Genomic DNA, 24,168 nt, shown 5'->3' on the forward strand with positions numbered 1-24,168 from the left:
TCAGTTCGCGCCCACCCGGCGGCCTGCCGCGACCGCCGCGCGCAGCGCGCTGACGTCGATCGAGCCGGTGGGCACGTCCCGTTCGACGGGGAAGTACATGCGCTGGACGGCGGCGACGATCGCCTCGACCAGCCGGTCCCGGAACCGGGGGTCGACCAGCCGCCCCCGGTCGGTGGGCGACGTCAGGTAGCCCACCTCCACCCGCACCGCCGGCATCCGGGTCAGCCGCAGCAACTCCCACGTCTTGGCGTGGGTGCGGCAGTCCCGCAGGCCGGTGCGCGCCACGATCTCCCGCTGCACCAGCCCGGCCAGCCGCTCGCCCGTGGCGGAGGTGACACCGTTGCCGGTGCCGTAGTGGTAGGTGGCCACCCCCTCCGCCGCCGGGTTGGCGTGCCCGTCGGTGTGCAGCGAGATGAACACGTCGGCGCCGAGGGAGTTGGCCAGCTGCGCCCGCTCGGCGTCCGGCAGGCAGCTCTGCGGCGTCGGTCCCCGGGTGAGCTGCACCCGCACGCCGGCCGCCGCGAGCCGCCCCTCCAGCCGGCTGGCCAGGTCGTGCACCAGGTCGGCCTCGGTCCAGCGCAGCGGGCCGTCCGGCACCACCACCCCGGGGTCGGTGCCGCCGTGCCCTGGGTCGACGACCACGGTCCGCCCGACGAGGGCCGGGCCGGCCTGCCGGATCGCGTCGGACTCACGCAGCCACTGCGGCCGGCCGCCCACCACCTTCCGCCCGAGCCTGCGCAGCGTCCCCATGGTCTGCGGGCCGCAGGAGCCGTCCGGCTTGAGCCCCATCTCGCGCTGGAACTGGGCCACCGCCCGCGAGGTGCGTACGCCGTAGACGGCGTCGGCGCGTCCCACGTCGTACCCCATCTCCAGCAGGCGTTCCTGGAGGGAACGGACGTCCTCGCCGGTCAGCGGCTCCGGCACGGCGTGGTAGAGGGTGCGCGCGCCGAGCCGCCAGCGGGCGGCGTCCAGGGCCCGCCAGGTCTCCGCGCCGACCCGCCCGTCGACGCTGAGCCCCCGGGACTGCTGGAACGCCCGCACGGCGCGTTCGGTGTCGGCGTCGAACTCGTCGCCGGCCGAGGGCCCGGCCGCGAGCAGGTCGAGACCGGTCAGGACGGCGCGGATCTCGCGCACCGCCGGTCCACGGTCACCGGGTCGGATCGGACGCACGCTCGCCCCCTTCGCAGGGTCGCCGGCCGGCGGCTCCCGGGTTGAGGCTATGCGGTCCGGCCGCCCGAGGTGGCGGTGTCCGCGCAGGTCACGGCCGAGAAACGCGAAACCCCGCACCCAACGGGTACGGGGTTTCGCACAGCGGCTGTCAGAGCGCGGACTGGATCAGCTTGACCAGCTCGCCCTTCGGCTTGGCACCGGCGATCGACTGGACCGGCTCGCCGTTCTTGAACACGGTCAGGGTCGGCACCGACATCACCCGGTACGCGCGCGCGGTCTCCGGGTTCTCGTCGATGTTGAGCTTGACGATGCTGACCTGGTCGCCCATCTCGCCGGCGATCTCCTCGAGCAGCGGCGAGACCTTGCGGCACGGGCCGCACCACTCCGCCCAGAAGTCGACGAGCACCGGCTTGTCGGACTTCAGCACGTCGACGGCGAAACTCGCGTCGGTGACCGCCTTTGTCGCTCCCACTATGACCCTCCTACGGGCTTGCGATGTGTTCCTTCAGTCGTTTCGGTGCGCCGCCCGGGAAGCCCGGGGCACGGCGCTCAGCCTTCGAGCGTGGCGATGAATCGTTCGGCGTCGAGGGCGGCGGCGCAGCCGGTGCCGGCTGCGGTGATGGCCTGCCGGTAGGTGTGGTCGACCACGTCACCGGCGGCGAACACGCCGGGAACGCTGGTGCGGGTGCTGGGTGCCTGCACCTTGACGTACCCCTCGTCGTCCAGCTCAACCTGGCCCCGGAAGAGCTCGCTGCGCGGGTCGTGGCCGATCGCCACGAAGACGCCGGTGACGTCGAGGACCTTGCTCTCCCCGGTGTGCACGTTGCGGACGCGGACGCCGGTGACCTTGCCGTCGTCGCCGAGGACCTCCTCGACCACGCTGTTCCACTCGACCTTGATCTTCTCGTTGCCCAGCGCCCGCTCGGCCATGATCTTGCTGGCCCGGAACGAGTCGCGCCGGTGGATGATGGTGACCGACTCGGCGAACCGGGTGAGGAAGCTGGCCTCCTCCATCGCCGAGTCGCCGCCGCCGACGACCACGATGTGCTGGTTGCGGAAGAAGAAGCCGTCACAGGTGGCGCAGGACGACACGCCGTGGCCCAGGTATTCCTGCTCGCCCGGCACGCCCAGCGGACGCCAGGCGGAGCCGGTGGAGAGGATGACGGCCTTCGCCCGGTATGCCGTCTCGCCGACCCACACGGTGCTCACCGCGTCGGAGCCGAAGCTGCCGGTGTCGGTCAGCTCGACCCGGGTCACGTCGTCGGTGAGGAACTCGGCGCCGAACCGCTCGGCCTGCTTGCGCATGTTGTCCATCAGCTCGGGGCCGAGGATGCCATCGGCGAACCCGGGGAAGTTTTCCACCTCGGTGGTCGTCATCAGCGCACCGCCGGACTGCACGCCCTCGATGACCAGGGGCTTGAGGTTGGCGCGCGCGGCGTAGACCGCCGACGTGTAACCGGCCGGCCCGGAGCCGATGATGATCAGGTTGCGGACCTCGTCCACTGCCGTCTCCCGATGTGTGTGGTCGCCATCGGCACGCGCACCGATGCCGGTCGGAGCGTCGACGCCGCGCGGACGCCGACTACTGACTTGCAGAACGTCATCGTACGAAGTGGGGATTCCCGAGCCGGTCATCCGGTGGGTCACGTCACGTGGAAGAACGGCAGATGTGAATCAGGCGCGGCCGGTGGAGGCCCGCAGGGCCGGCCGCGGCCTCACCCTACCCGCGTCCGGTAGCGGGTGTCGGCACCGGACCCGGGCACCCCGCACTCGGGGCCGCTCACCCACGCCCAGCGCTCCCCGGACGGGTCGACGAAGCGCACGACCAGCGCCGGCGCGCCCCGGAAGCGCGCGTAGTCGACGAGGTCGACGGTGAGCGGACCGGCCCCGTGCTCGGCGCTGACCGCCGTGAGGCAGTCGGCGAGGGCGTCGCTGCCGGTGAGCCGGCCCAGGCCCCCGGCGGCCGGCAGCCGTTCGCCGTCGTCGCCTGCGGCCGGCGCGTCCGGCCCCGCCCCGAACGACCTCGGTGGCTCGCTGACGCCGGGAGACAGCCGATCGCCGGCGGCCAGGGCCTCCGGCGTCCAGTCGGCGCCCGAGCGCCGCGGCGTGCCGGCGACGGTGAACGCGCCGCCCCCCGACTCCGCCTGCGCGCTGATCGCCTGGTCGGCCGCGCCGCCGCTCTGGTCGCTGCCGCCGACCACCTGGTTGAGCCCGAACCCGACGGCGACGACCGAGGCCGCGGCCAGGGCCGCCGGCCCGGCGAGCCGCGCCCACCGCCGCCCATGCCCGCCGGGGCGGCCGGCCGTCGGGCCGGGACCGCCGGCGGGCCGGCGCGTGCCCCCGGTGGGCTGGGCGGGCACCCGGCCGACCCGGGCCGGCTCGGCGAGGCCCGTCCGGTCCGGCTCGTCGGTGCCGCCGGTAGGGGTGCCGGGGCCGGCGCCGGCCAGCGCGGCGGTGATCCGGTCGACGACGACCGGCGGCATCTCCGGCGCCGGCCCGGCCCAGGCCGCGAGGGCGTCGCCAACCGGGGTCAGGGCCGCCGCCAGCGCGTCGTGGGCCTCGGCCCAGGCCGGGTCCTCCGCGACGAGCCGCGCCGCGACCGCCTCGTCGGGGGTGCCGTCCAACGCGCCGCCGAGGTAGTCGGCGAGCAGGTCGAGGTCGACCTCCCTGAACCCCCCGGCAGTCACGAATCCTCCTGGTTGGCGACGCGCCGGGAGCGTCCCGACCCTGATCGGACGCCGTCGGCCGGCCGGGGGTTCCCCGGGGTGACGGCGGGCACGTCCGGGCCGTCGGAGCCGTCGGCGGCGGCACGGGGTGAGGCCAGCCGCGCGGCCCGGCCGGGCCGCCGGCCCGCCCCTGCGGCGTCGGGCAGTGCGCCCGTGCGTAGGTGCCCGAGCGCCACGGCCAGCCGGGCGCGGCCCCGGGCGCAGCGGCTCTTGACCGTGCCCTCGGCGACGTCGAGAATGCGGGCCACCTCGGCCACCGGGTAGCCCTGCACGTCGACGAGGATCAGCGCCGCCCGCTGCTCGACGGGCAGCTCGGCGAGCGCCTGCCGGACCACCAGGGCGGTGTCGTGGTCCTGGACGGGGGCGGCGGGCTCCGCCCCGCCGGTCGACGGGCCGCCCTCGACGCCGTGCGTGCCGTCGGGCAGCGGGACGGTCGGGTGCGCCTGCCGGCGGCGGATCCGGTCGAGGCAGGCGTTCACCACGATCCGGTGCAGCCACGTGGTCACCGCCGAGTCGCCCCGGAACCGGGCCGCCGCCCGGTGAGCGGACAGCAGCGCGTCCTGGAGGGCGTCGGCGGCCTCCTCGCGGTCGCCGAGGGTCCGCAGGGCCACCGCCCAGAGGCGGTCCCGGTGCCGGCGGAACAGCTCGGTGAAGGCGTCCCGGTCACCGGCGACGTGCGCGCGCAGCAGGTCCACGTCGCTCGCGCGCTCGCCGTGACCGTCCATCACCGCGCCCGACCGCCGCAGTGCCCCGTCACCGGGCCCCGGTTCACGACCCCTGGACCGTGATCTCCTGGACGCCGACCTGGTAGCCCCGGTCGTTCGGGGGCAGCTCGGTGATCCAGAACAGCAGGTAGCGGTATTTCGCGTCGGCGTCGAAGCCGTTGAAGGTCATCGTGGTGCCGTCGTGCTGCTCGAAGGGCTGCCCGATCGGGTTCTTCTTGTAGTGGCTGAACAGCTCCTTGTCGCCCGACGACGTGGGCGGCGGGTCGATGGTGCCCGCGAACAGCTGGGCGGAGGCGCCGGTGGCGGAGAGGCTCACCTGCACCGACTTGACGGTGCGCTCCTCGCCGAGGTCGACCCAGACGCCCATGCCGCTCTTGGTGTTGCCGAAGTTCGGCCGCGTGTAGGTGTCGGTGTCCCAGCCCTTGTCCGCGTCGCCGTCGATCACCTTCTCGGCCCCGCCCAGCTCGTCGCGGAGCTTGCTGTCCGGGTCGATGATGCGCACCTCGGTCACCGACAGCTTGCGCACGGCGGCGGCCGGGGTCGCCTCGGCCGCCGGGGCGCTGCTGGACGGCCGGGCCACCGGCTCGGTCTCCGGCGTCTCGTCGTCGTTGCCGAGGATGCTGATCCCGATGAGCAGGCCGACGAGGGCGACCGCCAGCAGGCCGGCGATGCCGACGGCGACCTTCCGCCCGGCGACCGAGGCCAGCGGCGACGGCTCCTCGCCGCTTTCGGCGGCGAACCGCAGCGGGCCGGCGGGCTCCAGGTAGGCGTCGTCCTCGACCGGGATGTCCAGCCGGGCCAGCTCGGCCGAGAGCACGTCCGACGGCGGCGGGGCGATGCCGGCGTCGAGCAGGTCCATGGTGAGGTCGTCGAGGTAGGCCGGCACGCCGGCCCGGACCTGGCGGGGCGCGGCGATCGCACCGCTGGCGTCGCGTACGGCGTCGGGGATCGCGGCCCGGCCGTGCCCGGCGGTGGCGCCGTGCAGCGGGGCCTCGGCGTGCGGCCAGTGCCCGGTCAGGGCGAAGTAGAGGATGCCGCCGATCGCCCGGACGTCGTTCTCCTGGCTGTCGGCGCCGTCGGTGCGGGCGTCGGCCAGCACCACCCGGCCCTCGTCGCTGATCATGACGGTGCCGGGGTGCACGTTGCCGTGCACCATGCCGGTGGCGTGCACGGCCGCCAGCGCGCTGGCCACGGCGTTGCCGATCGCGGTCGTCCGGCCCGGGTCGAGGGGGCCGTCGGCGACCATCTCCCGCAGGGACCGCCCGTCCACCCACTCGCGGACCACGTACGCCCGCTCGGCCTCGTCGATCGCGTCGTACACGCCGACCAGGTTGGGGTGGATCACCCGGCTGGCCGCGACGGCCGCCTGGAGCATCTCGGTGGCCGAGTCGCCGCCCGGGTAACGCAGCACGACCGCGACCGGGCGGCGCAGCACCACGTCGACCCCGCGCCAGACCAGCCGGCCCGCGCTGTCGTTGTTGATGTGCTCGACCAGCTCGTACCGCTCGGCGAGGATCTCACCGGCCGTGGGAGCACCGAAGGTCATGATCGGCGGAGCGCTCTCCTCCGCCTCCTGACCCTCGCCGACCTGGGTCACCCGTCCTCCCTCGGTGATCGTGTCGATCGATGGACCCGCGCTGCTGGGCATCTGGCTTCCCGCTCTGCCTGTTGAGGAACCGGCCGACGGTTTCGACGCGGAGCGCCGGGGTCGGCCGTACCCGTCGAGAGCGACCTTACCCGGGTTGCCGGCCTCCCCGACATGTCATCTTCCCGGCGTACCCGGCTGAGGTGCCGGGAGTGGCCGCGCCTGTCCGGTTACGACCGTTGTCGGCCGCGTTGCTGGCACATGTACTAGCCAATCTAGAGGTTGACGGCAAGTAGTCGTTGCAGGGGCCGCGCCGGTGTGGCGACCGCGCGACGGCGGCGGATTCCCCGCCGAACGGCCCCTCATGCTCAACCTTCCGGCCGGTTGTCCACAGGGACTTATGGCTGCTGAGCGGCGAATCGCTGAGTTATCCACAGGGCTGTCCCCAGCCTGGTGATCCTCGATCACGCTCCGTGTCCGCCGGGCGGAGGGCCCGGCTCGACCAGAGGGTCCGGTCAGCGGCCGAGGCGGCGGCGGACCATCCCGACCACCTCGGTGATCTCGCCGATCCGCAGCACCATGGCCAGCCCGAGGTACGTCCCGACGATCACCGCCCCGCCGAGGACCAGCCGGAAGACGGCCTGCGGCCAGCTCAGCGTGTCGCCGCCGGGCAGCAGGTTCACCACCAGCAGGCCGACCAGCGCGGCGCCGAGCGCGGCCACCAGGACCTTGCCGAGCGTGCGCATGATCCCGCCCAGCCCGATCCGGCCGACCCGGGGCCGCAGCAGCAGCGCGGAGAACACGGCGGCGGCCAGGTAGGAGACCGCGTTGCCGATCATCATCCCTGCCGCCGCGAAGGTGGCGGAGAAGGCGGCGAACAGCCCGATCTGCACGCCGATCCGCAGCGCCACCACCGGGATGTTGATCAGCGCCGGGGTGCGGGTGTCGGGGAGCGCGTAGAAGGCGAAGGTGAACAACTGGCTGACCGCGAACGGCACCAGCGCCAGCGCCGCCACGAGCAGCACCAGCGAGGTGGCCGTGGCGTTCTCGTCGCTGAACGCCCCGTAGCGGAACAGCGTCACCGACAGCGGGCCGGCGAGCACCGCGTAGCAGACCGCGATGGGGGCGAGCACCGCCGTGACCGTCCGGGTGCCCCGGGACAGGTCGGCGGCGAGGTCGGAGTAGCGGCCGTCGGCGGCGGCGGCGCTCATCCGGGGCATCAGCGCCGTGATGATCGACACGGCGATGATGCCGTGCGCCATCATCAGCAGCAGGAAGACGTTGTTGTAGATCAGCGGGCCGGCGGCGTTCTCCCGGCCGGCGCGGTTGAGCAGGTTGAACAGGACGATCAGGCCGATCTGGCTGACCGCCACGTAGCAGAACATCCACGCGCCGAGCCGGCCCAGCTCGCCCAGGCCCAGGGCCCGGAAGTCGAACCGCAGCCGCCAGCGGAACCCGACCTTGCGCAGGGCCGGCAGCAGCCCGGCTGCCTGGATCGCCACCCCGAGCAGGGTGCCGCCGCCGATCAGCAGGATCCGCCCGGTGGTCATCTGCTCCGGCTCGACGATCTCCGCGCCGAAGATGGCGATGTAGAGGCCGGCGGTGCCGATCACCACGATGTTGTTCAGGATCGGCGCCCACATCGGGGCGGCGAAGTGCCCCCGGGTGTTGAGCACCGCGCTGATCAGCGCGCTGAGGCCGGTGAAGAAGATCATCGGCAGCATCAGGTACGACAGGTCGGTGACCAGCGACTGGTAGGCGCCGCTGGACTTGTCGCTCGCGTACAACGAGGTCAGCAGCCCCGCGCCCGCGACCGCGAGCAGCGCCGCGACGGCCAGGGTGAGCACCGCGAGCGTCAGCAGCCGCTGGGAGTATGCCTGCCCCTGGTCGGCGTCGGCCTTGCGACGGCGCACCAGCACCGGGATCAGGACGCTGGTGAGGATGCCGCCCAGCAGGAACTCGTAGACCATCCCCGGCAGGATCTGCGCCGTGGTGTAGGCGTCGCCGACCAGCGCCCCGCCCAGCGCGGCGGTCAGCGCCAGCGTGCGCAGGAAGCCCGTGCCCCGGCTGACCAGGCTGCCGATCGCCATCACCGCGCTGTTCGTCGCGGCGCTGGCCTCGGCCACCTGCTCCTGCGGCGGCGCGGTCGACTCGATCGCGGGCTGGTTCAGCGGCTCCGCCGAGATGAAGGTGGCGTCGTCGCCGGGGGGCCGGCCGCCGCCCTGCGCGGCGTTCGCGCTGCGGTAGAGACCGCCGCTCATCTCCAGCCTCCCAGGGGTACGTCGGAGCCGGGCACCGGCCCGCACACCATGACCATAGTCAACACCTGCTGGTTACCCGCGCCCGGCGGATCAGGCCCCCGGCCCGACCGATAGGCTGGCGATCCCATGTCCGAAGCCTCCGCACCCCACGCCGCCGACCGCCGCGAGCTCACCGCCGCGCAGCGCAACGCCGTCGCCGAACTGCTCCGCGTCTCGCCGGTCGCCGACGAGCTGGGCCGCCGGTTCGCCGACGCCGGCCACGAGCTGCACCTGGTGGGCGGATCGGTGCGCGACGCCCTGCTCGGCCGCCTCGGCGACGACCTCGACTTCTGCACCGACGCCCACCCCGACCAGACCCTGCGGATCGTCAAGGGCTGGGCCGAGTCGATCTGGGAGACCGGGCGCGAGTTCGGCACCATCGGCTGCCAGCGCGACGGGCTGCGGCTGGAGATCACGACCTTCCGCGCCGAGGCGTACGACCAGGTCAGCCGCAACCCGATCGTGGAGTACGGCACCAGCCTCACCGAGGACCTCAGGCGGCGCGACTTCACCGTCAACGCGATGGCGGTGAGCCTGCCCGCGCACCGGTTCACCGACCCGCACGGCGGCCTCGACGACCTCGCCGCCCGGGTGATCCGCACCCCCGGCACCCCCGCCGAGTCCTTCGGCGACGACCCGCTGCGGATGCTGCGGGCCGCCAGGTTCGCCGCCCAGCTCCGCTTCGCCGTGCACCCCGACGTGCGGGCCGCGATGACCAGGATGGCCGCCGACCTGGACCGGATCACCGCCGAGCGGATCCGCGACGAGTTCACCAAGCTGCTCTGCGGCGCGGACCCGATCACCGGCCTGCGGCTGCTGGTCGACACCGGCCTGGCCGACCGCTTCCTGCCCGAGCTGACCGGGCTGAAGCTGGAGATCGACGAGCACGCCCAGCACAAGGACGTCTACGAGCACACGCTCACCGTGGTCGCCAACGCCGTGTCGTACGAGACCGACGGGTGCGACTTCGTCCTGCGGATGGCCGCGCTGATGCACGACGTCGGCAAGCCGGCCACCAAGGCCGTCGGGCCGGACGGCCGGGTCAGCTTCCACCACCACGAGGTGGTCGGCGCCCGGTTGACCAAGGCCCGGATGAAGGCCATGCGGTACCCGAAGGACGTCACCGCCCAGGTGGTCAAGCTGGTCGGCCTGCACCTGCGCTTCTACGGGTACGGCCGGGGCGAGTGGACCGACTCGGCGGTGCGCCGCTACGTCACCGACGCCGGTGACCTGCTGGCCCGCCTGCACAAGCTGACCCGCTCGGACTGCACCACCCGCAACCGGCGCAAGGCGGCGGCCCTCGCGGCCGACTACGACGCGCTGGAGGAGCGGATCGCCCGGATCGCGGCCGAGGAGGACCTCGCCCGGGTCCGCCCCGACCTCGACGGCAACGCCATCATGGAGCTGCTCGGCGTGCCGCCGGGGCCGATCGTGGGCCGGGCCTGGAAGCACCTCAAGGAGCTGCGCCTGGAGCGCGGCCCGCTGGACCGCGACGAGGCCGAGGCGGAGCTGCTGCGCTGGGCCCGCGAAGAGGGCGTCGGCGGCTGATCGCGGGTCTGCCGAAAAGACACGGCGCTCCGATCGCCCGTCCTGTCGGGAAACTGACGACGCGACGGCAGCGTATCGACCGATCGGCTGAGGTAATTCCGTTCGACCAGCGTCCATGATGATGCAACATCATCATGGCCTCCTGTCCATTTCAGTGTGAGGCCGGATTCATCTGTTCTCGGCCGTCCCGAGGTGGACAGCCGATGCTGCAACGGGGAGATCTCTTTGACACGTCGTGGCGTAATGCGCCGCTCTGCGGTGGCCGGGCTCGCCCTCGCCTCCGCGACCTCCATCGCCCTCGCCACCACCGGCGCGGCGATGGCCGACCCGACCCCCCAGGCCAGCCCGGAGACGGCCGGCGTGGAGGCGTCTAGCCTGGACGCCGCCGGCAACCCGGTGCGGCCGAACCTGACCGCGCCGAAGCGCTCGCAGGCGCGTGACGCCTCGACCAAGGGCGTCGTGCCGGGCCGCTACATCGTCAAGCTGAAGAACGGCAAGGCCAGCGCGAGCACCACCCGCAGCACCGTCAAGGCCCTGTCCAAGGCCAACGGCGGCACGGTGCGGAAGGTCTTCACCGGGGCCCTGCGCGGCTACTCCGCGCAGCTCACCCCCGCTCAGGCGAAGCGGCTGGCGGCCGACCCGGATGTCGCGTACGTCGAGCCGGTCCGCAAGGTCTCGGCGAGCGGCACCCAGACCAACCCGCCCTCGTGGGGCCTGGACCGGATCGACCAGACCACTCCGGCGCTGAGCAAGTCCTACACGTACCCGTCGTCGAGCGGTGTCACCGCGTACATCATCGACAGCGGGATCAACATCAACCACCAGGACTTCGGCGGCCGGGCGAGCTACGGGTTCAACGCGGTCGCCGACGGCAACGTCGCGGACTGCAACGGTCACGGCACGCACGTGGCGGGCACCGTGGGCGGCACCACCTACGGCGTCGCCAAGGACGTCGACCTGGTCGCGGTCCGCGTGCTCAACTGCGAGGGCGACGGCACGACCGAGACGGTGCTCGACGGCATCAACTGGGTGACCAGCAACGCCCAGAAGCCCGCGGTGGCGAACATGAGCCTGGGCGGAGGAGCGAGCACGGCGATCGACGACGCGGTCGCCACCTCCATCGGCCAGGGCATCACCTACGTCGCCGCCGCCGGCAACGAGGCGGACGACGCCTGCGCGTACTCCCCGGCCCGCGCGCCGGCCGCCATCACCGTCGGCGCGACCGACCGGGTCGACATGATGGCCGGCTTCTCCAACTACGGGACCTGTCTGGACACCTTCGCCCCCGGCGTCGGCATCACCTCGGCCTGGATCGGCGGCACGACCGCGACGCAGACCATCAACGGCACGTCGATGGCCGCGCCGCACGTGGCCGGCATCGCCGCCCAGCTGCTCGCGCAGAACCCGAGCTGGACCCCGCAGCAGGTGCGCAACGCCGTCGTCACCAACGGCGTCTCCGGCGCGGTGCTCGGCCCGGCGGGCAGCATCGACCGGCTCGCGCACGTCGGCGCGGCTCCGGTGACCCGCACCAACGTCGGCCTGCGGGCCCGGGTCAACGACTCCCTCGTCGTGGCCGAGAGCGGCGGCTCCAAGCCGCTGATCGCCCGTAGCTGGCAGCTCGGCGGGTGGGAGAAGTTCGACGTCGTCTCCGTCAGCAGCGGGGTGGTCGCCCTCAAGTCGAAGGCCAACGGCAAGTACGTCGCGGCCGACGGCAGCGGCAGCAAGCCGCTGATCGCCAAGAGCACCGCGATCGGCTCGTGGGAGAAGTTCCAGCTCGTCAACAACACCGACGGCAGCATCAGCCTCAAGGCGCAGGTCAACGGCAAGTACGTGGCCGCCGACGGCGCGGGCAGCAAGCCGCTGCTCGCCAAGAGCGCCAGCATCGGGGCCTGGGAGAAGTTCGACTTCGAGGCGCCCAACCCGATCGTCAGCGTCAAGGCCAAGGCCAACGGCAAGTTCGTCGCGGCCGACGGCAGCGGCAGCAAGCCGCTGCTGGCCAAGAGCACCTCGGTCGGCTCCTGGGAGAAGTACGAGCTGGTCGACCTCGGCTACGGCTGGATCGCCTTCCGCGCGCTGGTCAACAACAAGTACGTGACGGCGCAGAGCGGCGGCTCCCAGCCGCTGCTGGCGAAGGCCGGCTCGATCAGCGACTGGGAGGCGTTCTTCGTCGGCTGGCACCACCCGGACGGCACCGTCCACCTGTACGCGAACGCGAACGGCAAGATCGTCAAGGCGGACAGCGGCGGCAGCAAGCCGCTGATCGCCAAGAGCACCTCGGTCGGCTCGTGGGAGCAGTTCACCATCGGCCTCGCCTGACCGACCCCGCACCACCTCCGACGCCCGTCGGCACCGCCCCGAACATCAGGGGTGGTCCGGCGGGCGTCGGCCTTGCCCGGTCGGTCGAATCCCCGTACCCGAAAGCGAAGCCGGCCGGGCCCACGACGGGCCCGGCCGGCTTCGTGTTGCCGAAAGGGAGGGTCAGCGGTCGACGGCGGTGCCGTCCACCGTGGCCGCCTCGGTGCCGTTGCGCGCCGCGCCGAGCTTGGCGAGCAGGCCGGCCAGGTCGATGCCGGTCAGGTCGGTGCCGAGCTGGAGGCCCTGCGCCACGTTGCTCGCCACCGACTTCGTCAGCGTCGACGCCCCGTCGGTGGAGATGACGGTCATCTTGTCGATCGCGCCGATCGGCGCGCTGGCCGCCTCGACCACCTGCGGCAGCACCCGGACGAGCAGGTCCAGCACGGCGGCCTCCCCGTACGCGGCGAACGCCTCGGCCTTGCGGGCCATCGCGTCGGCCTCGGCCTGGCCCTTGGCCAGGATGGCCGCGGCCTCCGCCTGACCCTCCCGCTCGACGGCCTCGGCGATCGCGGACCGGCGGCGCTGCTCGGCCTCGCCCTCCTTGGCGCCCTCGATCGCGTTCGCCTCGGCCAGCGCGGCCCGGCGGGCCCGCTCGCCCTCACCGGTGAGCCGGGACTGCTCGGCGGCGGCCTGCGCGGCGGCGATGGTGGCCTGCCGCTGCGCGTCGGCGTTGAGCACCGCCGCGTTGCGGGCCGCCTCGGCCTCCTGCTCCACCTTGTACCGGGCGGCGTCGGCCGGCTTGCGCACCTCGGTGTCGAGCTGGCGCTGCTTCAGCTCGGCGTTGCGCTCGGCCACCTTCTGCTGCTCGGAGAGGATCGCCTGGTCCCGCTCGGCCTGGGCGAGCGGGCCGGCCGCCGCCGACTTCGCCTTCGCCGCGTCGATCTCCGCCTGGATGGCGGCCTGCTTGAGGGCCAGGTTCCGGTTGGCCTCGGCGATGGCCTCCTCGGCGAGCAGCCGCTCCTGCTCGGCCTGCTGCCGGGCCCGGGCCTCGGCGATCGCCGCGTCCTTGAGCACCCGGGCCGCCTCCGGCCGCCCGAGGTCCTGGAGGTACGACCCCTCGGCCACGATGTCCTGGAGCTGGAAGGTGTCCAGCACCAGCCCCTGGTTGGTCATCGAGTGCTCGGCCTCCTCGGCCACCGCGCTGGCGAACGCCGCCCGGTCCCGGATGACCTCCTCGACGGTGAGCCGGCCGACGATCGAGCGCAGCGCGCCGGCCAGCACCTCGCGGGTGAAGTTGTCGATCTCGTCCTGCTGGTGCAGGAAGCGCTGCGCGGCGGCGCGGATCGCGTCCTCGGTGCCGCCGACCTTGACGATGGCGACGCCGTGCAGCTCGGCCCGGATGCCCTGCTTGCTGACCGCGCCCTTGATGCCGACGTCGATGCGGCGGCTGGACAGGTCGAGCGACTGGAGCTTCTGCACCACGGGCAGCACGAACACCGACGCGCCGAGGACGACCTTCTGGCCGGACATGTCGGTGGACCGGCCGCCGTCGGCGGTCTCGGTGGTCCGGCCCTTGCGGCCGGTGACGATGAACGCCTCGTTGGGCCCGGCGACCTTGATCCGGGACAGCACGAACAGGATGAGGACGACGACGAGGAGCACCGCGCCGCCGATGGCGATGAGGAGGGGCATTCGACTTCCGCTCTGCGAGGAAGGGAGGGACGGTGGGTTTCAGTAGGTTTCGACGTGCACGCTGGTCTCGCTCAGGGCCTCGACCACGAAGACCTGCTCGCCCATCCCGATCGGTCGGTCGGCGCGGGCGTTGAGCTTGACCGGCTGGCCGGCGACGCGGACCCGGACCTCGCCGTAGCCGTCCACGGGGATCGGGGTCACGACCAGGCCGAGCGCGCCGACGAGGTGGTGGCGGGTGGGGGTGGGGTCGGTGCGCATGGTGCGGGCCGCCCGGCTCAGCCGGGCCGCGACCCACGCCGTGGGCACCGCCGCGACCGCGCCGCCGGCCACCGCCGCGGCGACCATCCCGGGGGTACGCGCACCGAGCAGCTCGTTGACGATCGCCGCGCCGAAGCCGAACGCGCCGGCGAACCCGGCGACCGCCTCCAGCGACACCGGACCGTCGACGCCGGGATGGCTGAAGTGGAACAGCTCGGTGCCGAGCAGGGCCAGCGCCAGCACGCCGACGCCCGCCCCGCCGATGATCAGGAAGATGAGCGTTCCGGTGGCCACGACCTGCACGGTAGCCGCCCTGTGCAAGGTCATCCGGCGTGGCGGTCGGAGCCGAGGGCGCCGAGGTCAATCACACCTAAAGCACCTTCCGCTGCATACGGCGTAAACCATCCCGCTTGAGGGCTGCAAATTCCCGTCGGGCGGGAGTTGACCATATCGCGCCACGGGGAAGCCCTTGCCCTCGCAAGGAGGTTGCACTTAACATATTGACGCCCTCGAATTAATCGATCAAGGGTGATCCTTCTGATTCAAAACCCTGACGCCATCTCTCCTTTTCGCGGCATGTCGGCAGGGGCATTCTTCGTGCGCGAGGAGGAGCGATGAGAGAGATCAGAATCAGCCGACGGGGAGGGTTTGCCGCGCTGGGTGCGGGCCTGGGCGCCGCCCTGCTCGGCACAAGCCTCACGGACCAGGCGAGGGCGGCGTCACGCGGAGCGCCGTCCCGCGGCGTCCGACCGAAGAAGGACGCGGTCGGCTACAGCATCACGATCTCGAACGCTTCTGCGCTGGACGGCATGAATGCCATCCTCTTCCAGGAGAACCCCGTGCTTCCGAGCGACGCGGTCACGCTCGCCTGGATGTCGAAGATGTGCCACCCGTCGACGACAATCGAATATCAGTGGACCATCGACTACAACTTCGTCTGGGGCCAGGTCGGAACGCTCGTCCCCGGAACGCAGTTCGTGGCAGGCCAGATCCTGGAGGCCGACCTGACCCAGAACAATCTGGTCACCCTCTCCTACGTCGACGGCGGTTTCGAATTCGGCCCGACCAGTCCGGCCGGGAAGAATGGGAGCCTGATAATCAAGGAGGACGACACCGTCCCGGGGCCGGGCAACGACGACCAGGGCAGCGTGGGAATCGGAATGTCGGGAGCCGGCACGTTCGTGGTGCCGACGGTGCCGAACACCGGGGTCGAGTTCGACCCCAAGCCCACCTACTGGGTCGCCTTCGGAAGCTTCGCGAGCAGCGAGGTGATGGACGTCTCCGAACTCACCGAGCCGGCCAAGGTGGTGTACCCCGACGGCATGACCAGCGCCAAGGCCGTCTTCGACGGCAAGTCGTGGGACATCTCCTACGGGAACTGACGTCGCCGGTCCTCCGGCCGCTCGCCTCGTCAGCTTGGGGCGACGGTGAGAATCCGGTCGACCAGCTCGGGCGGGAGCGGCTGCCGCACCAGCTCCCGCCCGGTCGGGTCGGCGAGCACGAAGTCCCGGCTGCCGTACGGGCGTCGGTAGAGCAGGCGGTCGTCGGTGACGAACGCGGCGTCGGCGGCCGGCAGGGACCGGACGACCCGCCCGTCGGCGGTCTCGACGAGCAGCGGCTCGTGCTGGCCCTGCACCACCACGAGCCGCCCGTCCGGCGACCAGGCCCACGGGCCGGCCGGGTCGCCCGGCATGGCGACGAACCGGGTGGGCCGGCCGTCGTCGGCGGTGAACTCCCCGTCGGTCACCTCAGCCGCCGTCCACCTCCGATGGTCAAGACGCCGGCCGGGACCGGAAGTTTGCCTCACCGGGCGGCCGGATCGGGCCGAAGCCGGTGGGCTGGGTGGGCGGTGTCGGGGCGTGTCTCGCTGGCGGGGGAGAATGGGGTGTGCGCTGGACCGTGCTCGACTCCCCGATCGGCGAGTTCTCCGTGGCCACCGACGACGACGCCGTGTGCGGCGCGCACTTCGGGCGGGTGGAGAGCGCCGTCGACGTCCCCGGCGACGAGCTGTCCGGCCGGGCCGTGGCCGAGCTGCGGGCGTACTTCGCCGGGGAGCTGACCGAGTTCACGGTGCCCGTGGCGGCGCGCCGGGGCTCCGAGTTCGAGCGGGCGGTGTGGCGGGAGATGACCCGCATCCCGTACGGGGAGACGTCAACCTACGGCGAGGTGGCCCGGCTGGTCGGCGACGGCGACCCGGGGGCGGCGCGGGCGGTCGGGGTGGCGTGCAACCGCAACCCGATCCCCGTGATCGTCCCCTGCCACCGGATCGTGGGCGCGGGGGCGAAGCTGGTCGGGTTCGGCGGGGGCCTGCCCCGCAAGGTGAAGCTGCTGGAGTTGGAGGCCGGCGTCGCCCTGCGCCGCGCCTGGTCCTGACGGGCTTGAGCGGCATCCTGCAGATCTTGGTAATTTTCGGCCCCCCTGGAGGCCGTTTTGTGCCAAGATCGCTGAGCTTTTCGGGGGCGAGAGGGCCAGTCGGCCGGAAAGCATGGAGATCGTGCTCAATCGCGGAGAGAGTGGCCTCAGGTCGGGGCGAGGCCACTCGATCACTGATCGAGCGCGATCTTGACCGGCCAAGAGCAGGCCGGTCGTCAGGGGATCAGGCGAATCGTCCGGCGCGGAGGTCGGTGAGGAAGGCGGTCCAGTCGGCGGCGGGGAAAAGCAGCGTCGGGCCGGTGCGGTCCTTGCTGTCGCGGACGGCGAACCGGCCGCTGCCGTCGAGCACCGGCCCGGCCTCGACGCAGTTGCCGCCGCCGTTGCCGCTGCGGGTGCTGACGTGCCAGGCCACCGGCAGTCCGGTGCTGGCCGATCCGCCGATGCTCGCCATGTGCTCACTCCAGACGCGCTTCCAGATCGAAGAGGATGCGCTGCGCGGCACCATTTCGTAGCGCCGCCCGGCGCAACCGATCGTAGCGCTGGTGCAGCGATTCGGCCTTCTCGCCTTCCACCACCACGGCTCCCACCGCGGTGGAGACGCAGCCGGCCGGCGGGTAGGGGCGGCGCATCCGGAAGACGTCGAACGTGCCGTCCGGGCACGCATGGGCTCCCGCGGCGGCCGGCAGGATCATGACCTCGATGTTCGGCCAGCCGGCCATCTTTCGCAGGTGTGCTAGTTGGGCGCGCATCACCTTGGGACCGCCGACGACCCGCCGGAGGTCGTGAGCGCCGGGGTCAGGGCCGGGGACGGGGTCCACGTGACCCGGGCGGCCAGCGTCCAGTTCGTCAGCCGGCCGATCGTGGCTCGGGTGATCCGGGTGCGCGACGACCTGATCACCTACGACGGCTGGTGCTGGCTCGACGTCTACCAGCTCGACGCGAGGGGCGACGCGACCGAGCGCCGCACGATCTTCGTACGCCCGGATGGGCTCCGGCGAGGGGCGATGAGTACGTGACGACTGTTACACGTCCCGCCGCTGGTACGGCCGCACCCGACTTCTCCGTCCGGCCGTTGGCCGGGTACACCCGGGATAAGGAGAAACAGTGCTGCCCAGCTTGGTTGACGCGACCCCTGACGAGTTATACAAATCTGGTATGGCCTTCACTCTGACGCTCAAGCCCGAGGTGGAACAGCGGCTCCGCGAGCTCGCCGAGGCCGAGCACCGCTCGATGCACAAGACCGTCGAGGTGGCCATCCAGGCGTACCTGGACCGGCACGAGCGCGACGAGTGGACTCGCCAGGCCGCCCGACGGGTCTTCGAGGAGGACGCCGAGTTCTTCGAGATGTTGGGAGACCGGTGACTCAACTCTGGCCCGAGCCGGAAGACCTGCTGATTTTGCTGTCGGAGCACACCGGCCCGCAGAGCCGGGTGCGGGACCCCGGCATCTTGGTCGCTGCTGCGGCCCGTCCGCACGCCCGCATGCTGGGCCGTGCCGTCTACCCCACGGTGTTGGACAGGTCGGCGGCGCTGCTGCACGGAGTGATGATGTGGCGACCGCTCGACATGTGGAACGCCGGTCTCGCCTGGGCGGCGATGCGGGTCTTCATCGCGCGTTCCGGCCTCGTGCTCAACATGCCGGCCAAGGAGCGGATGGCGTTGACCGATGCGATGGCCAGCGGCGAGGTCGACTCGGTGGACGAGATCGCGCTGCGGCTGTCGCCGTACCTGGAGATGGGTGCCTGAACGAACCGCGGAGGGCCGGGTCCCGACGGACCCGGCCCTCCGTGATCGTGCTGGCGTCAGCGCGTCAGCGCTCGACCTCGCCCTTGATGAAGGACTCGACGGCGGCGTGCGCGTCGTGGTCGGCGTACTGCACCGGCGGGGACTTCATGAAGTACGACGAGGCCGACAGGATCGGGCCGCCGATCTTGCGGTCCAGGGCGATCTTCGCGGCCCGGACGGCGTCGATGATGACGCCCGCCGAGTTCGGCGAGTCCCACACCTCCAGCTTCAGCTCCGCGTTGAGCGGGGTGTCGCCGAAGGAGCGGCCCTCCAGGCGGATGTAGGCCCACTTGCGGTCGTCGAGCCACGGCACGTGGTCCGACGGGCCGATGTGCACGTCGCTCTTGACCATCTCGTGCGGGATCTGGGACGTGACCGACTGGGTCTTCGAGATCTTCTTCGAGACCAGCCGGTTGCGCTCCAGCATGTTCATGAAGTCCATGTTGCCGCCGAAGTTGAGCTGGTAGGTGCGCAGCAGCTCGACCCCGCGGTCCTCGAACAGCTTCGCCAGTGCCCGGTGCACGATGGTCGCGCCGACCTGGCTCTTGATGTCGTCGCCGACGATCGGCAGGCCCGCATCCTCGAACTTCTTGGCCCACTCGGGGTCGGAGGCGATGAAGACCGGCAGCGCGTTGACGAACGCGCAGCCGGCGTCGATCGCGGCCTGGGCGTAGAACTTGTCGGCCTGCTCGGAGCCCACCGGCAGGTAGGAGACGACGACGTCGACCTGCGCGTCGCGCAGCGCCTTGGCCACGTCGACCGGCTCGGCGTCCGACTCCTCGACGATCTCGCGGTAGTACTGGCCCAGGCCGTCGAAGGTCGGGCCGCGCTGCACGCTGACGCCGGTCGGCGGCACGTCGCAGAGCTTGATCGTGTTGTTCTCGCTGGCGACGATTGCCTCCGCGAGGTCCATGCCCACCTTCTTGGCGTCGACGTCGAACGCCGCGACGAACTCCACGTCCGAGACGTGGTAGTCGCCGAAGGTGACGTGCATGAGACCCGGGACGCGGTCGTTCGGGTCGGCGTTGCGGTAGTACTCCACGCCCTGTACGAGGGACGAGGCGCAGTTACCCACACCGACGATGGCGACGCGGACGGAGCCCATAGCGTCTGCCTCCTTCTTCTTCATCACGGCCGCTCTTTCCTGGACTCTCCAGGCGGAGGCGGGCTGTCGTTATCTCGTCGGCCGCCGGCCGTCCCGGTTCCCGGGACCGTCGGGGCACGGCCGGAGCGCTCGTTGGCGATGAGCTCCTCCAGCCAGCGGACCTCGCGCTCACAGGCGTCGAGGCCGTGGCGCTGAAGTTCCAGGGTGTACGCGTCGAGGCGCTCGGCCGCCCGGCCCAGCACGTCGCGAAGCCCCTCGCGGCGTTCCTCGATCTTGCGGCGGCGACCCTCCAGGATGCGGAGCCGGGTCGCCTGGTCGGTGCGGGCGAAGAACGCGAAGTGCACGCCGAAGCCCGTGTCGTCGTACGTCTCGGGGCCGGCCTGCGCGATGAGCTGGGCGAAGCGTTCCTTGCCCTCAGCAGTGATCTTGTAGACCACCCGCCCCCGGCGGCTGGTCAGTGCGGGGACCTCCTCGGCGGTGGCGGGCGTCTCGTCGGCTTCGGTGATCCACCCGGCCGCCTGCAGTCGGCGCAGGGTGGGATAGAGCGAGCCGTAGCTGATCGCCGCGCGGATCGCGCCCAGCTTGGCCGTGAGCTCCTTGCGGAGCTCGTAGCCGTGCATCGGGGACTCCTGGAGGAGGCCGAGGATGGCGAGATCGAGCACGGGCCACCCCTTCTTACCCCCGACGCGGAGACTCAACCACCGCGATGTATCGGACCGATACATCGCACGTTAGCCGCTCCCAAGGATCAGGGCAAACCCCCACGCCGAATTCTCGGGGTCACCGATTGTGACGGCGGTCGCCTCGCCGCGCCGGACCGCGTACCCTTCTCCGCATGCGTACGCAGCGCCAGGTCGTCGACTACTCGCTCCGGAAGCGAGCGGTGCTGCGTGAACTCCTCGCCGGCCGCGTGGGCACGTACGATGTCTGCGACGCGTCGCCGTACCTGAAGAACGCCGCCCGTTTCCACGGTGAACCCACCGAGGAGCGCTGCCCGATCTGCCGCAGCGAGAACCTCACCCACGTTCATTACATTTACGGGGACGAGCTCAAGCAGTCCGCCGGGCAGGCGCGTACCCTTGCCGAGTTGCCCGTCCTGGCGATGACGCTGAGTGAGTTCCAGGTCTTCGTGGTGGAGGTGTGCCTCGGCTGCGGCTGGAACCACCTCGTCGAGCAGTTCCTGCTGGGCCGGGACGGGCTGGCCGGCGGCGCGGAGGACGGGTCGGAGCAGGGCGCGGCCGGTTCTTCGGCCGCCGCGGCCCCGGGCGTCGGCCCGGCCGTTCGGCGGAGGCGAGAGGCGCAACGGTGAACCCAGCTGACTCGGTTGGCCCGATGTGGAGGAGGCGGGACGACCGACAGCTTTTAGGACCGATAGGTCCGATTGATCCGGAAGCGATGCCCTCGGCCCGACTCGTTCAGGCGGCGGCGTCCTGTGTTTCAGCTCACGGCAACCCGGTGGCGGCGCGATCGCGTCCCACCGCGACCGGCAGGGTGTGAGGAATGAACTCGTACGGCGATCCCAGCTCCTCGCGCGGGCGGGCCCAGATACCGGGCGCCCACGGCGACCCCGGCGCGGGCCCGGCCGACGCGTACCGTCGCGGCGACGACGCCCGCGGCAGCTGGTCAGAGGGTACGGCACAGCCGGGCCGCGCCTCCGTGCCGCCCCGCGGCCAGGGCGCGGGAGGCCGCGCCTCGGTGGGCGGTTCAGCGGCGGTGCCGCCGCGCCCCGGCTCCGCAGCGGTGCCGCCGCGCGGCACAGCCGCCGCCGGCTCGGCGTCGGTGGGCTCCGCCTCCGTCGGGCGCGCGGTGCCCGGCCGGGCCTCGGTGCCCGTCTCCCCGGCCCCGGGCGGGCCGACAGCCGGCCGGGCCGGCGCGGGCCGGGCCTCGGTGCCGGTCTCTTCGGCGCCCGTCTCCCCGGCCGGCCGGGCCTCGGTCGGTGTCGGCTCCGCCGGCCGAGCGAGCGTGGGCGCCGCGTCCGTGGGCGCCGGCTCGTACGGCGGTCCCGCCGGCCGCGCCTCCGTCGCCCGCGCGAGCGTCTCCCCGGCCTCCGGCATCGGCGCGCCGTCCGGCGGGGGTGATCGCGGTCCCGGCGGCCGGGGCCCCGACGGCCGGGCGAAGTCGGCGCGGGCCCGCAAGCGCCGGCGGACGAACATCCTCATCGCCAGCTTCGCGGTCTTCATCATGCTCGCCGGCATCGGCGTGGTCGGCTTCACCTACTACTCGACCAACGTCGTGCTGCCCGAGGACACCACGCCGCCGCAGGCGACGACCCTCTACGCGTTCGACAACAAGACCATCATCGCCAAGGTCGGCGAGCAGAACCGCACCCTGGTCACCATCGACCAGATCCCGCAGCACGTGCAGGACGCGGTGGCCGCCGCCGAGGACCGCAACTTCTACCGACACTCCGGTGTGGACTACAAGGGCATCGCCCGGGCCGCGTGGAACAACGTCTCCGGCGGCGACAAGCAGGGCGCGTCGACCATCACCCAGCAGTACGCCCGCAACGCGTACGACAACCTGAAGGACGACACCTACGCCCGGAAGGTGAAGGAGGCGATCCTCGCCTCCAAGCTGAACGACAAGTACGGCAAGCCGCAGATCATGCAGCACTACCTCAACGTGATCTACTTCGGCCGCGGCGCGTACGGGATCGAGGCGGCCGCCCAGACCTACTTCGGCAAGCCGGCGAAGAACCTGACCGTCGCCGAGGGCGCGGTGCTCGCCGCGCTGATCAAGCAGCCGGTCGCCAGCGAGACCCACAAGGGGTACGACCCGGCGGTCAACCCGGTCGACGCCAAGTCCCGCTGGGACTACGTCATCAACGGCATGGTCGAGGAGGGCTGGCTCAACGCCCCCGGCCGGCCGGAGCGCCCGACCGAATACCCGAAGAACATCAAGAGCCCCAAGAACGGCGGCGCCGGCATCGACTTCGGCGTGAACACGCCGTACGGCAACGTCATCAACTACGTCAAGGTCGAGATGCGCGAGAAGGGCCTCTGCGTCGACAAGGAGGCGGACGTCACCGACAAGAAGCCGCTCTGCTCGCAGGCGCTGATGGCCGGCGGCTACCGGATCCGCACCACGATCGACACGAAGACCCAGAAGGCGGCGGTCGAGGCCGCCCAGCGCAAGACGAAGGGCTCGGAGCTCGCCGGCCAGCCGAAGAACCTGATGGCGGCGGTCGTCGCGATCGAACCCGCGACCGGGCGCGTCCTCGCCTACTACGGCGGCGACAACGGCACCGGCACCGACTACGCCGGCAAGAACACCGACCTCAACGGCAACATCACCGGCGGCCACTCGCCGGGGTCGAGCTTCAAGATCTATACCCTGGCCGCCGCGCTGAAGGCCGGCAAGGCGCTGGAGTCGCGGTGGAAGGGCCGGGGCTTCACCCCCGAAGGCACCAAGTTCAAGGTCAGCAACGCCGGCGTCGACAACCCGTCCTGCGGAAATTCCTGCACCCTGAGGGTCTCCACCCTCAAGTCGCTGAACGTGCCGTTCTACCACGTCACCCAGGAGATCGGGCCGGACAAGGTCATCGACATGGCCAAGCAGGCCGGCGTCACCACGATGTGGCGTACGGACACCGACCCCCCCAAGGCGTACGACCTGACGAAGACCGACCCGAAGGACATCGCGCCGTCGCCGTTCTTCCACGTCGTCGGCTACGGGCAGTACCCGATCACCGTCCTCGACCACGCCAACGGCGTCGCCACGTTCGCCAACGAGGGCGTCTACAACAAGGCCCACTTCCTCTACTCGGTGGAGAAGCAGAACGAGACCACCGGCAAGTGGGAGAAGATCAGCAGCGAGAAGATCGAGTCCAAGCGGCGGATCGACAAGGACATCGTCGCCGACGTGACGTCGGTGCTGAAGGAATACCCGGGCCAGGTCAACCACCGGCTCGCGGACGGCCGCGAGGCCACCGCCAAGACCGGCACCTGGGAGCTCAAGTCCGACAGCCCGGACAACGGCGACGCCTGGATGATCGGCTACACGCCGCAGCTCGCCACGGCCGTCTGGGTGGGTAACGAGCAGAAGCGGCTGCCGCTGAAGCTGAGCGACGGCCGCAAGGTCAGCGGCGCGAACCTGCCCGGCACCATCTGGGAGCGGTTCATGAACGACGCCCTCAAGGGGGAGCCGAAGAAGAGCTTCCCGCCGGCCGCGAACATCGGCGACCCGGAGTCCGGCAACGGCGACCCGCCGCCCCCGCCGCCCACCCCGGACCCGCCGGCGTGCAACCCGCTGGACATCTTCTGCCAGAACCCCGGCAACAACCCGAACAATCCGAACAATCCCAACAACCCGAACAACCCCAACAACCCGGGTGGCCCGGGTGGCCCCGGTGGTCCGGGTGGCCCGGGTGGCCCCGAAGGGCCGACGAACCCCGGGCGCGGCAACGAGGAAGGCACCGGCGGCGGCCTGCTGCCGACCATCACCCCCCGCCCCCGGGAGTGAACGCACCGAACTGAGCACCCCGCCGTGGGGGGGGGGGGGCCCCCCCCCCCCCCCCCCCCCCGCGGGCGGGGGGGGGGGGTTTTTGTTTGGGGGGGGGGGGGGGGGGCCCCCCGCGGGGGGGATAGTGAGAAAGTAGACCCCCCACG

The 24,168-nt window shown here is 71.8% G+C and carries 22 protein-coding genes and 1 pseudogene; 9 read left to right on the top strand and 14 right to left on the bottom strand.

Features of this window, described 5'->3' with window-relative positions; translation table 11 throughout:
• From ACFYWL_RS28655 to murJ, 7 genes are all read right to left on the bottom strand, one after another.
• Entirely contained in the window at positions 1-1,170 is a 1,170-nt protein-coding gene (locus ACFYWL_RS28655; protein ID WP_386979017.1) for an N-acetylmuramoyl-L-alanine amidase, read from the bottom strand.
• Positions 1,171-1,318: 148 nt separating this feature from the next.
• Positions 1,319-1,642 carry a thioredoxin gene (trxA, locus tag ACFYWL_RS28660; RefSeq protein WP_043960991.1) on the bottom strand — a complete coding sequence of 108 codons (324 nt, stop codon included), beginning with the start codon at positions 1,640-1,642 and terminating at the stop codon, positions 1,319-1,321.
• Between the two features lie 77 nt (positions 1,643-1,719).
• Positions 1,720-2,673, bottom strand: coding sequence for a thioredoxin-disulfide reductase (gene trxB, locus ACFYWL_RS28665; RefSeq protein ID WP_386979020.1), 954 nt, complete (start codon positions 2,671-2,673; stop codon positions 1,720-1,722).
• A 212-nt stretch (positions 2,674-2,885) separates the two neighbouring features.
• Positions 2,886-3,857 carry a hypothetical protein gene (locus tag ACFYWL_RS28670; protein WP_386979023.1) on the bottom strand — a complete coding sequence of 324 codons (972 nt, stop codon included), beginning with the start codon at positions 3,855-3,857 and terminating at the stop codon, positions 2,886-2,888.
• Complete coding sequence (gene sigM / locus ACFYWL_RS28675; protein WP_386979084.1) at positions 3,854-4,621, bottom strand: RNA polymerase sigma factor SigM; 768 nt, start codon at positions 4,619-4,621, stop codon at positions 3,854-3,856. Before sigM ends, ACFYWL_RS28670 begins: the two co-directional genes overlap by 4 nt.
• A 43-nt stretch (positions 4,622-4,664) precedes the next feature.
• Positions 4,665-6,269: a protein kinase family protein gene (locus ACFYWL_RS28680; protein WP_386979026.1), complete on the bottom strand. Its 1,605-nt coding sequence runs from the start codon at positions 6,267-6,269 to the stop codon at positions 4,665-4,667.
• A gap of 452 nt (positions 6,270-6,721) precedes the next feature.
• A complete protein-coding gene (gene murJ, locus ACFYWL_RS28685) occupies positions 6,722-8,467 on the bottom strand; it encodes a murein biosynthesis integral membrane protein MurJ (RefSeq protein ID WP_386979029.1) in 1,746 nt (581 codons plus the stop codon).
• A gap of 126 nt (positions 8,468-8,593) precedes the next feature.
• Here murJ and ACFYWL_RS28690 point away from each other — a divergent pair, with 126 nt between their 5' ends.
• Both ACFYWL_RS28690 and ACFYWL_RS28695 read left to right on the top strand, forming a co-directional pair.
• On the top strand, positions 8,594-10,054 hold the full coding sequence (locus tag ACFYWL_RS28690) for a CCA tRNA nucleotidyltransferase (RefSeq protein WP_386979032.1): 1,461 nt from the start codon (positions 8,594-8,596) through the stop codon (positions 10,052-10,054).
• Between the two features lie 243 nt (positions 10,055-10,297).
• The gene (locus ACFYWL_RS28695) at positions 10,298-12,370 is read left to right on the top strand and encodes a S8 family serine peptidase (protein ID WP_386979036.1); all 2,073 of its coding nucleotides are present in this window, start codon (positions 10,298-10,300) and stop codon (positions 12,368-12,370) included.
• A 162-nt stretch (positions 12,371-12,532) separates the two neighbouring features.
• Here the strand turns inward: ACFYWL_RS28695 and ACFYWL_RS28700 are convergent, their stop codons facing one another.
• Positions 12,533-14,041, bottom strand: coding sequence for a flotillin family protein (locus tag ACFYWL_RS28700; RefSeq protein ID WP_386979039.1), 1,509 nt, complete (start codon positions 14,039-14,041; stop codon positions 12,533-12,535).
• A gap of 39 nt (positions 14,042-14,080) precedes the next feature.
• Entirely contained in the window at positions 14,081-14,626 is a 546-nt protein-coding gene (locus ACFYWL_RS28705) for a hypothetical protein (protein WP_386979042.1), read from the bottom strand.
• A 287-nt stretch (positions 14,627-14,913) separates the two neighbouring features.
• Here ACFYWL_RS28705 and ACFYWL_RS28710 point away from each other — a divergent pair, with 287 nt between their 5' ends.
• Positions 14,914-15,681, top strand: coding sequence for a hypothetical protein (locus ACFYWL_RS28710; RefSeq protein ID WP_386979044.1), 768 nt, complete (start codon positions 14,914-14,916; stop codon positions 15,679-15,681).
• A gap of 29 nt (positions 15,682-15,710) precedes the next feature.
• Here ACFYWL_RS28710 and ACFYWL_RS28715 read toward each other — a convergent pair whose 3' ends face one another.
• A complete protein-coding gene (locus ACFYWL_RS28715) occupies positions 15,711-16,046 on the bottom strand; it encodes a hypothetical protein (protein WP_386979047.1) in 336 nt (111 codons plus the stop codon).
• 140 nt (positions 16,047-16,186) lie between these two features.
• On the opposite strand from ACFYWL_RS28715, the gene ACFYWL_RS28720 reads away from it, so the two are divergent.
• Positions 16,187-16,672: a methylated-DNA--[protein]-cysteine S-methyltransferase gene (locus ACFYWL_RS28720; protein ID WP_386979050.1), complete on the top strand. Its 486-nt coding sequence runs from the start codon at positions 16,187-16,189 to the stop codon at positions 16,670-16,672.
• 223 nt (positions 16,673-16,895) lie between these two features.
• Here the strand turns inward: ACFYWL_RS28720 and ACFYWL_RS28725 are convergent, their stop codons facing one another.
• Positions 16,896-17,123, bottom strand: coding sequence for a DUF397 domain-containing protein (locus tag ACFYWL_RS28725; protein ID WP_386979053.1), 228 nt, complete (start codon positions 17,121-17,123; stop codon positions 16,896-16,898).
• Between the two features lie 4 nt (positions 17,124-17,127).
• Positions 17,128-17,469: pseudogene (locus ACFYWL_RS28730) on the bottom strand (Scr1 family TA system antitoxin-like transcriptional regulator); the annotation flags it as partial.
• On the opposite strand from ACFYWL_RS28730, the gene ACFYWL_RS28735 reads away from it, so the two are divergent.
• From ACFYWL_RS28735 to ACFYWL_RS28745, 3 genes are all read left to right on the top strand, one after another.
• Positions 17,455-17,688, top strand: coding sequence for a hypothetical protein (locus ACFYWL_RS28735; RefSeq protein WP_386979056.1), 234 nt, complete (start codon positions 17,455-17,457; stop codon positions 17,686-17,688). The pseudogene ACFYWL_RS28730 and the gene ACFYWL_RS28735 sit on opposite strands and share 15 nt — an antisense overlap.
• Positions 17,689-17,827: 139 nt before the next feature.
• Entirely contained in the window at positions 17,828-18,034 is a 207-nt protein-coding gene (locus ACFYWL_RS28740) for a ribbon-helix-helix protein, CopG family (protein WP_386979059.1), read from the top strand.
• Positions 18,031-18,417 carry a hypothetical protein gene (locus ACFYWL_RS28745; RefSeq protein ID WP_386979062.1) on the top strand — a complete coding sequence of 129 codons (387 nt, stop codon included), beginning with the start codon at positions 18,031-18,033 and terminating at the stop codon, positions 18,415-18,417. Before ACFYWL_RS28740 ends, ACFYWL_RS28745 begins: the two co-directional genes overlap by 4 nt.
• 64 nt (positions 18,418-18,481) lie before the next feature.
• On the opposite strand, the gene ACFYWL_RS28750 is transcribed toward ACFYWL_RS28745, so the two are convergent.
• Together ACFYWL_RS28750 and ACFYWL_RS28755 are read right to left on the bottom strand one after the other, a co-directional pair.
• A complete protein-coding gene (locus ACFYWL_RS28750; protein ID WP_386979065.1) occupies positions 18,482-19,561 on the bottom strand; it encodes an inositol-3-phosphate synthase in 1,080 nt (359 codons plus the stop codon).
• A gap of 23 nt (positions 19,562-19,584) precedes the next feature.
• Positions 19,585-20,223 (bottom strand): PadR family transcriptional regulator, encoded by a 639-nt coding sequence (locus ACFYWL_RS28755; RefSeq protein ID WP_178066972.1) that lies wholly within the window; start codon positions 20,221-20,223, stop codon positions 19,585-19,587.
• Positions 20,224-20,396: 173 nt separating this feature from the next.
• On the opposite strand from ACFYWL_RS28755, the gene ACFYWL_RS28760 reads away from it, so the two are divergent.
• On the top strand, positions 20,397-20,870 hold the full coding sequence (locus tag ACFYWL_RS28760) for a DUF5318 domain-containing protein (RefSeq protein ID WP_386979068.1): 474 nt from the start codon (positions 20,397-20,399) through the stop codon (positions 20,868-20,870).
• A 191-nt stretch (positions 20,871-21,061) separates the two neighbouring features.
• Entirely contained in the window at positions 21,062-24,022 is a 2,961-nt protein-coding gene (locus ACFYWL_RS28765) for a transglycosylase domain-containing protein (protein ID WP_386979071.1), read from the top strand.
• Positions 24,023-24,168: the final 146 nt, after the last annotated feature.

It is taken from the genome of Micromonospora sp. NPDC002575 (assembly GCF_042889525.1).
Classification (GTDB): domain Bacteria; phylum Actinomycetota; class Actinomycetes; order Mycobacteriales; family Micromonosporaceae; genus Micromonospora; species Micromonospora carbonacea.

Excerpts from the sequence above, each read along its gene's own strand:
- sigM (WP_386979084.1), bottom strand. The coding sequence starts at position 4,621 with ATGGACGGTCACGGCGAGCGCGCGAGCGACGTGGACCTGCTGCGCGCG.
- ACFYWL_RS28680 (WP_386979026.1), bottom strand. The coding sequence starts at position 6,269 with ATGCCCAGCAGCGCGGGTCCATCGATCGACACGATCACCGAGGGAGGA.
- murJ (WP_386979029.1), bottom strand. The coding sequence starts at position 8,467 with ATGAGCGGCGGTCTCTACCGCAGCGCGAACGCCGCGCAGGGCGGCGGC.
- ACFYWL_RS28690 (WP_386979032.1), top strand. The coding sequence starts at position 8,594 with ATGTCCGAAGCCTCCGCACCCCACGCCGCCGACCGCCGCGAGCTCACC.
- ACFYWL_RS28695 (WP_386979036.1), top strand. The coding sequence starts at position 10,298 with ATGCGCCGCTCTGCGGTGGCCGGGCTCGCCCTCGCCTCCGCGACCTCC.
- ACFYWL_RS28700 (WP_386979039.1), bottom strand. The coding sequence starts at position 14,041 with ATGCCCCTCCTCATCGCCATCGGCGGCGCGGTGCTCCTCGTCGTCGTC.
- ACFYWL_RS28705 (WP_386979042.1), bottom strand. The coding sequence starts at position 14,626 with ATGACCTTGCACAGGGCGGCTACCGTGCAGGTCGTGGCCACCGGAACG.
- ACFYWL_RS28710 (WP_386979044.1), top strand. The coding sequence starts at position 14,914 with ATGAGAGAGATCAGAATCAGCCGACGGGGAGGGTTTGCCGCGCTGGGT.
- ACFYWL_RS28725 (WP_386979053.1), bottom strand. The coding sequence starts at position 17,123 with ATGGCGAGCATCGGCGGATCGGCCAGCACCGGACTGCCGGTGGCCTGG.
- ACFYWL_RS28740 (WP_386979059.1), top strand. The coding sequence starts at position 17,828 with ATGGCCTTCACTCTGACGCTCAAGCCCGAGGTGGAACAGCGGCTCCGC.
- ACFYWL_RS28750 (WP_386979065.1), bottom strand. The coding sequence starts at position 19,561 with ATGGGCTCCGTCCGCGTCGCCATCGTCGGTGTGGGTAACTGCGCCTCG.
- ACFYWL_RS28760 (WP_386979068.1), top strand. The coding sequence starts at position 20,397 with ATGCGTACGCAGCGCCAGGTCGTCGACTACTCGCTCCGGAAGCGAGCG.
- ACFYWL_RS28765 (WP_386979071.1), top strand. The coding sequence starts at position 21,062 with ATGAACTCGTACGGCGATCCCAGCTCCTCGCGCGGGCGGGCCCAGATA.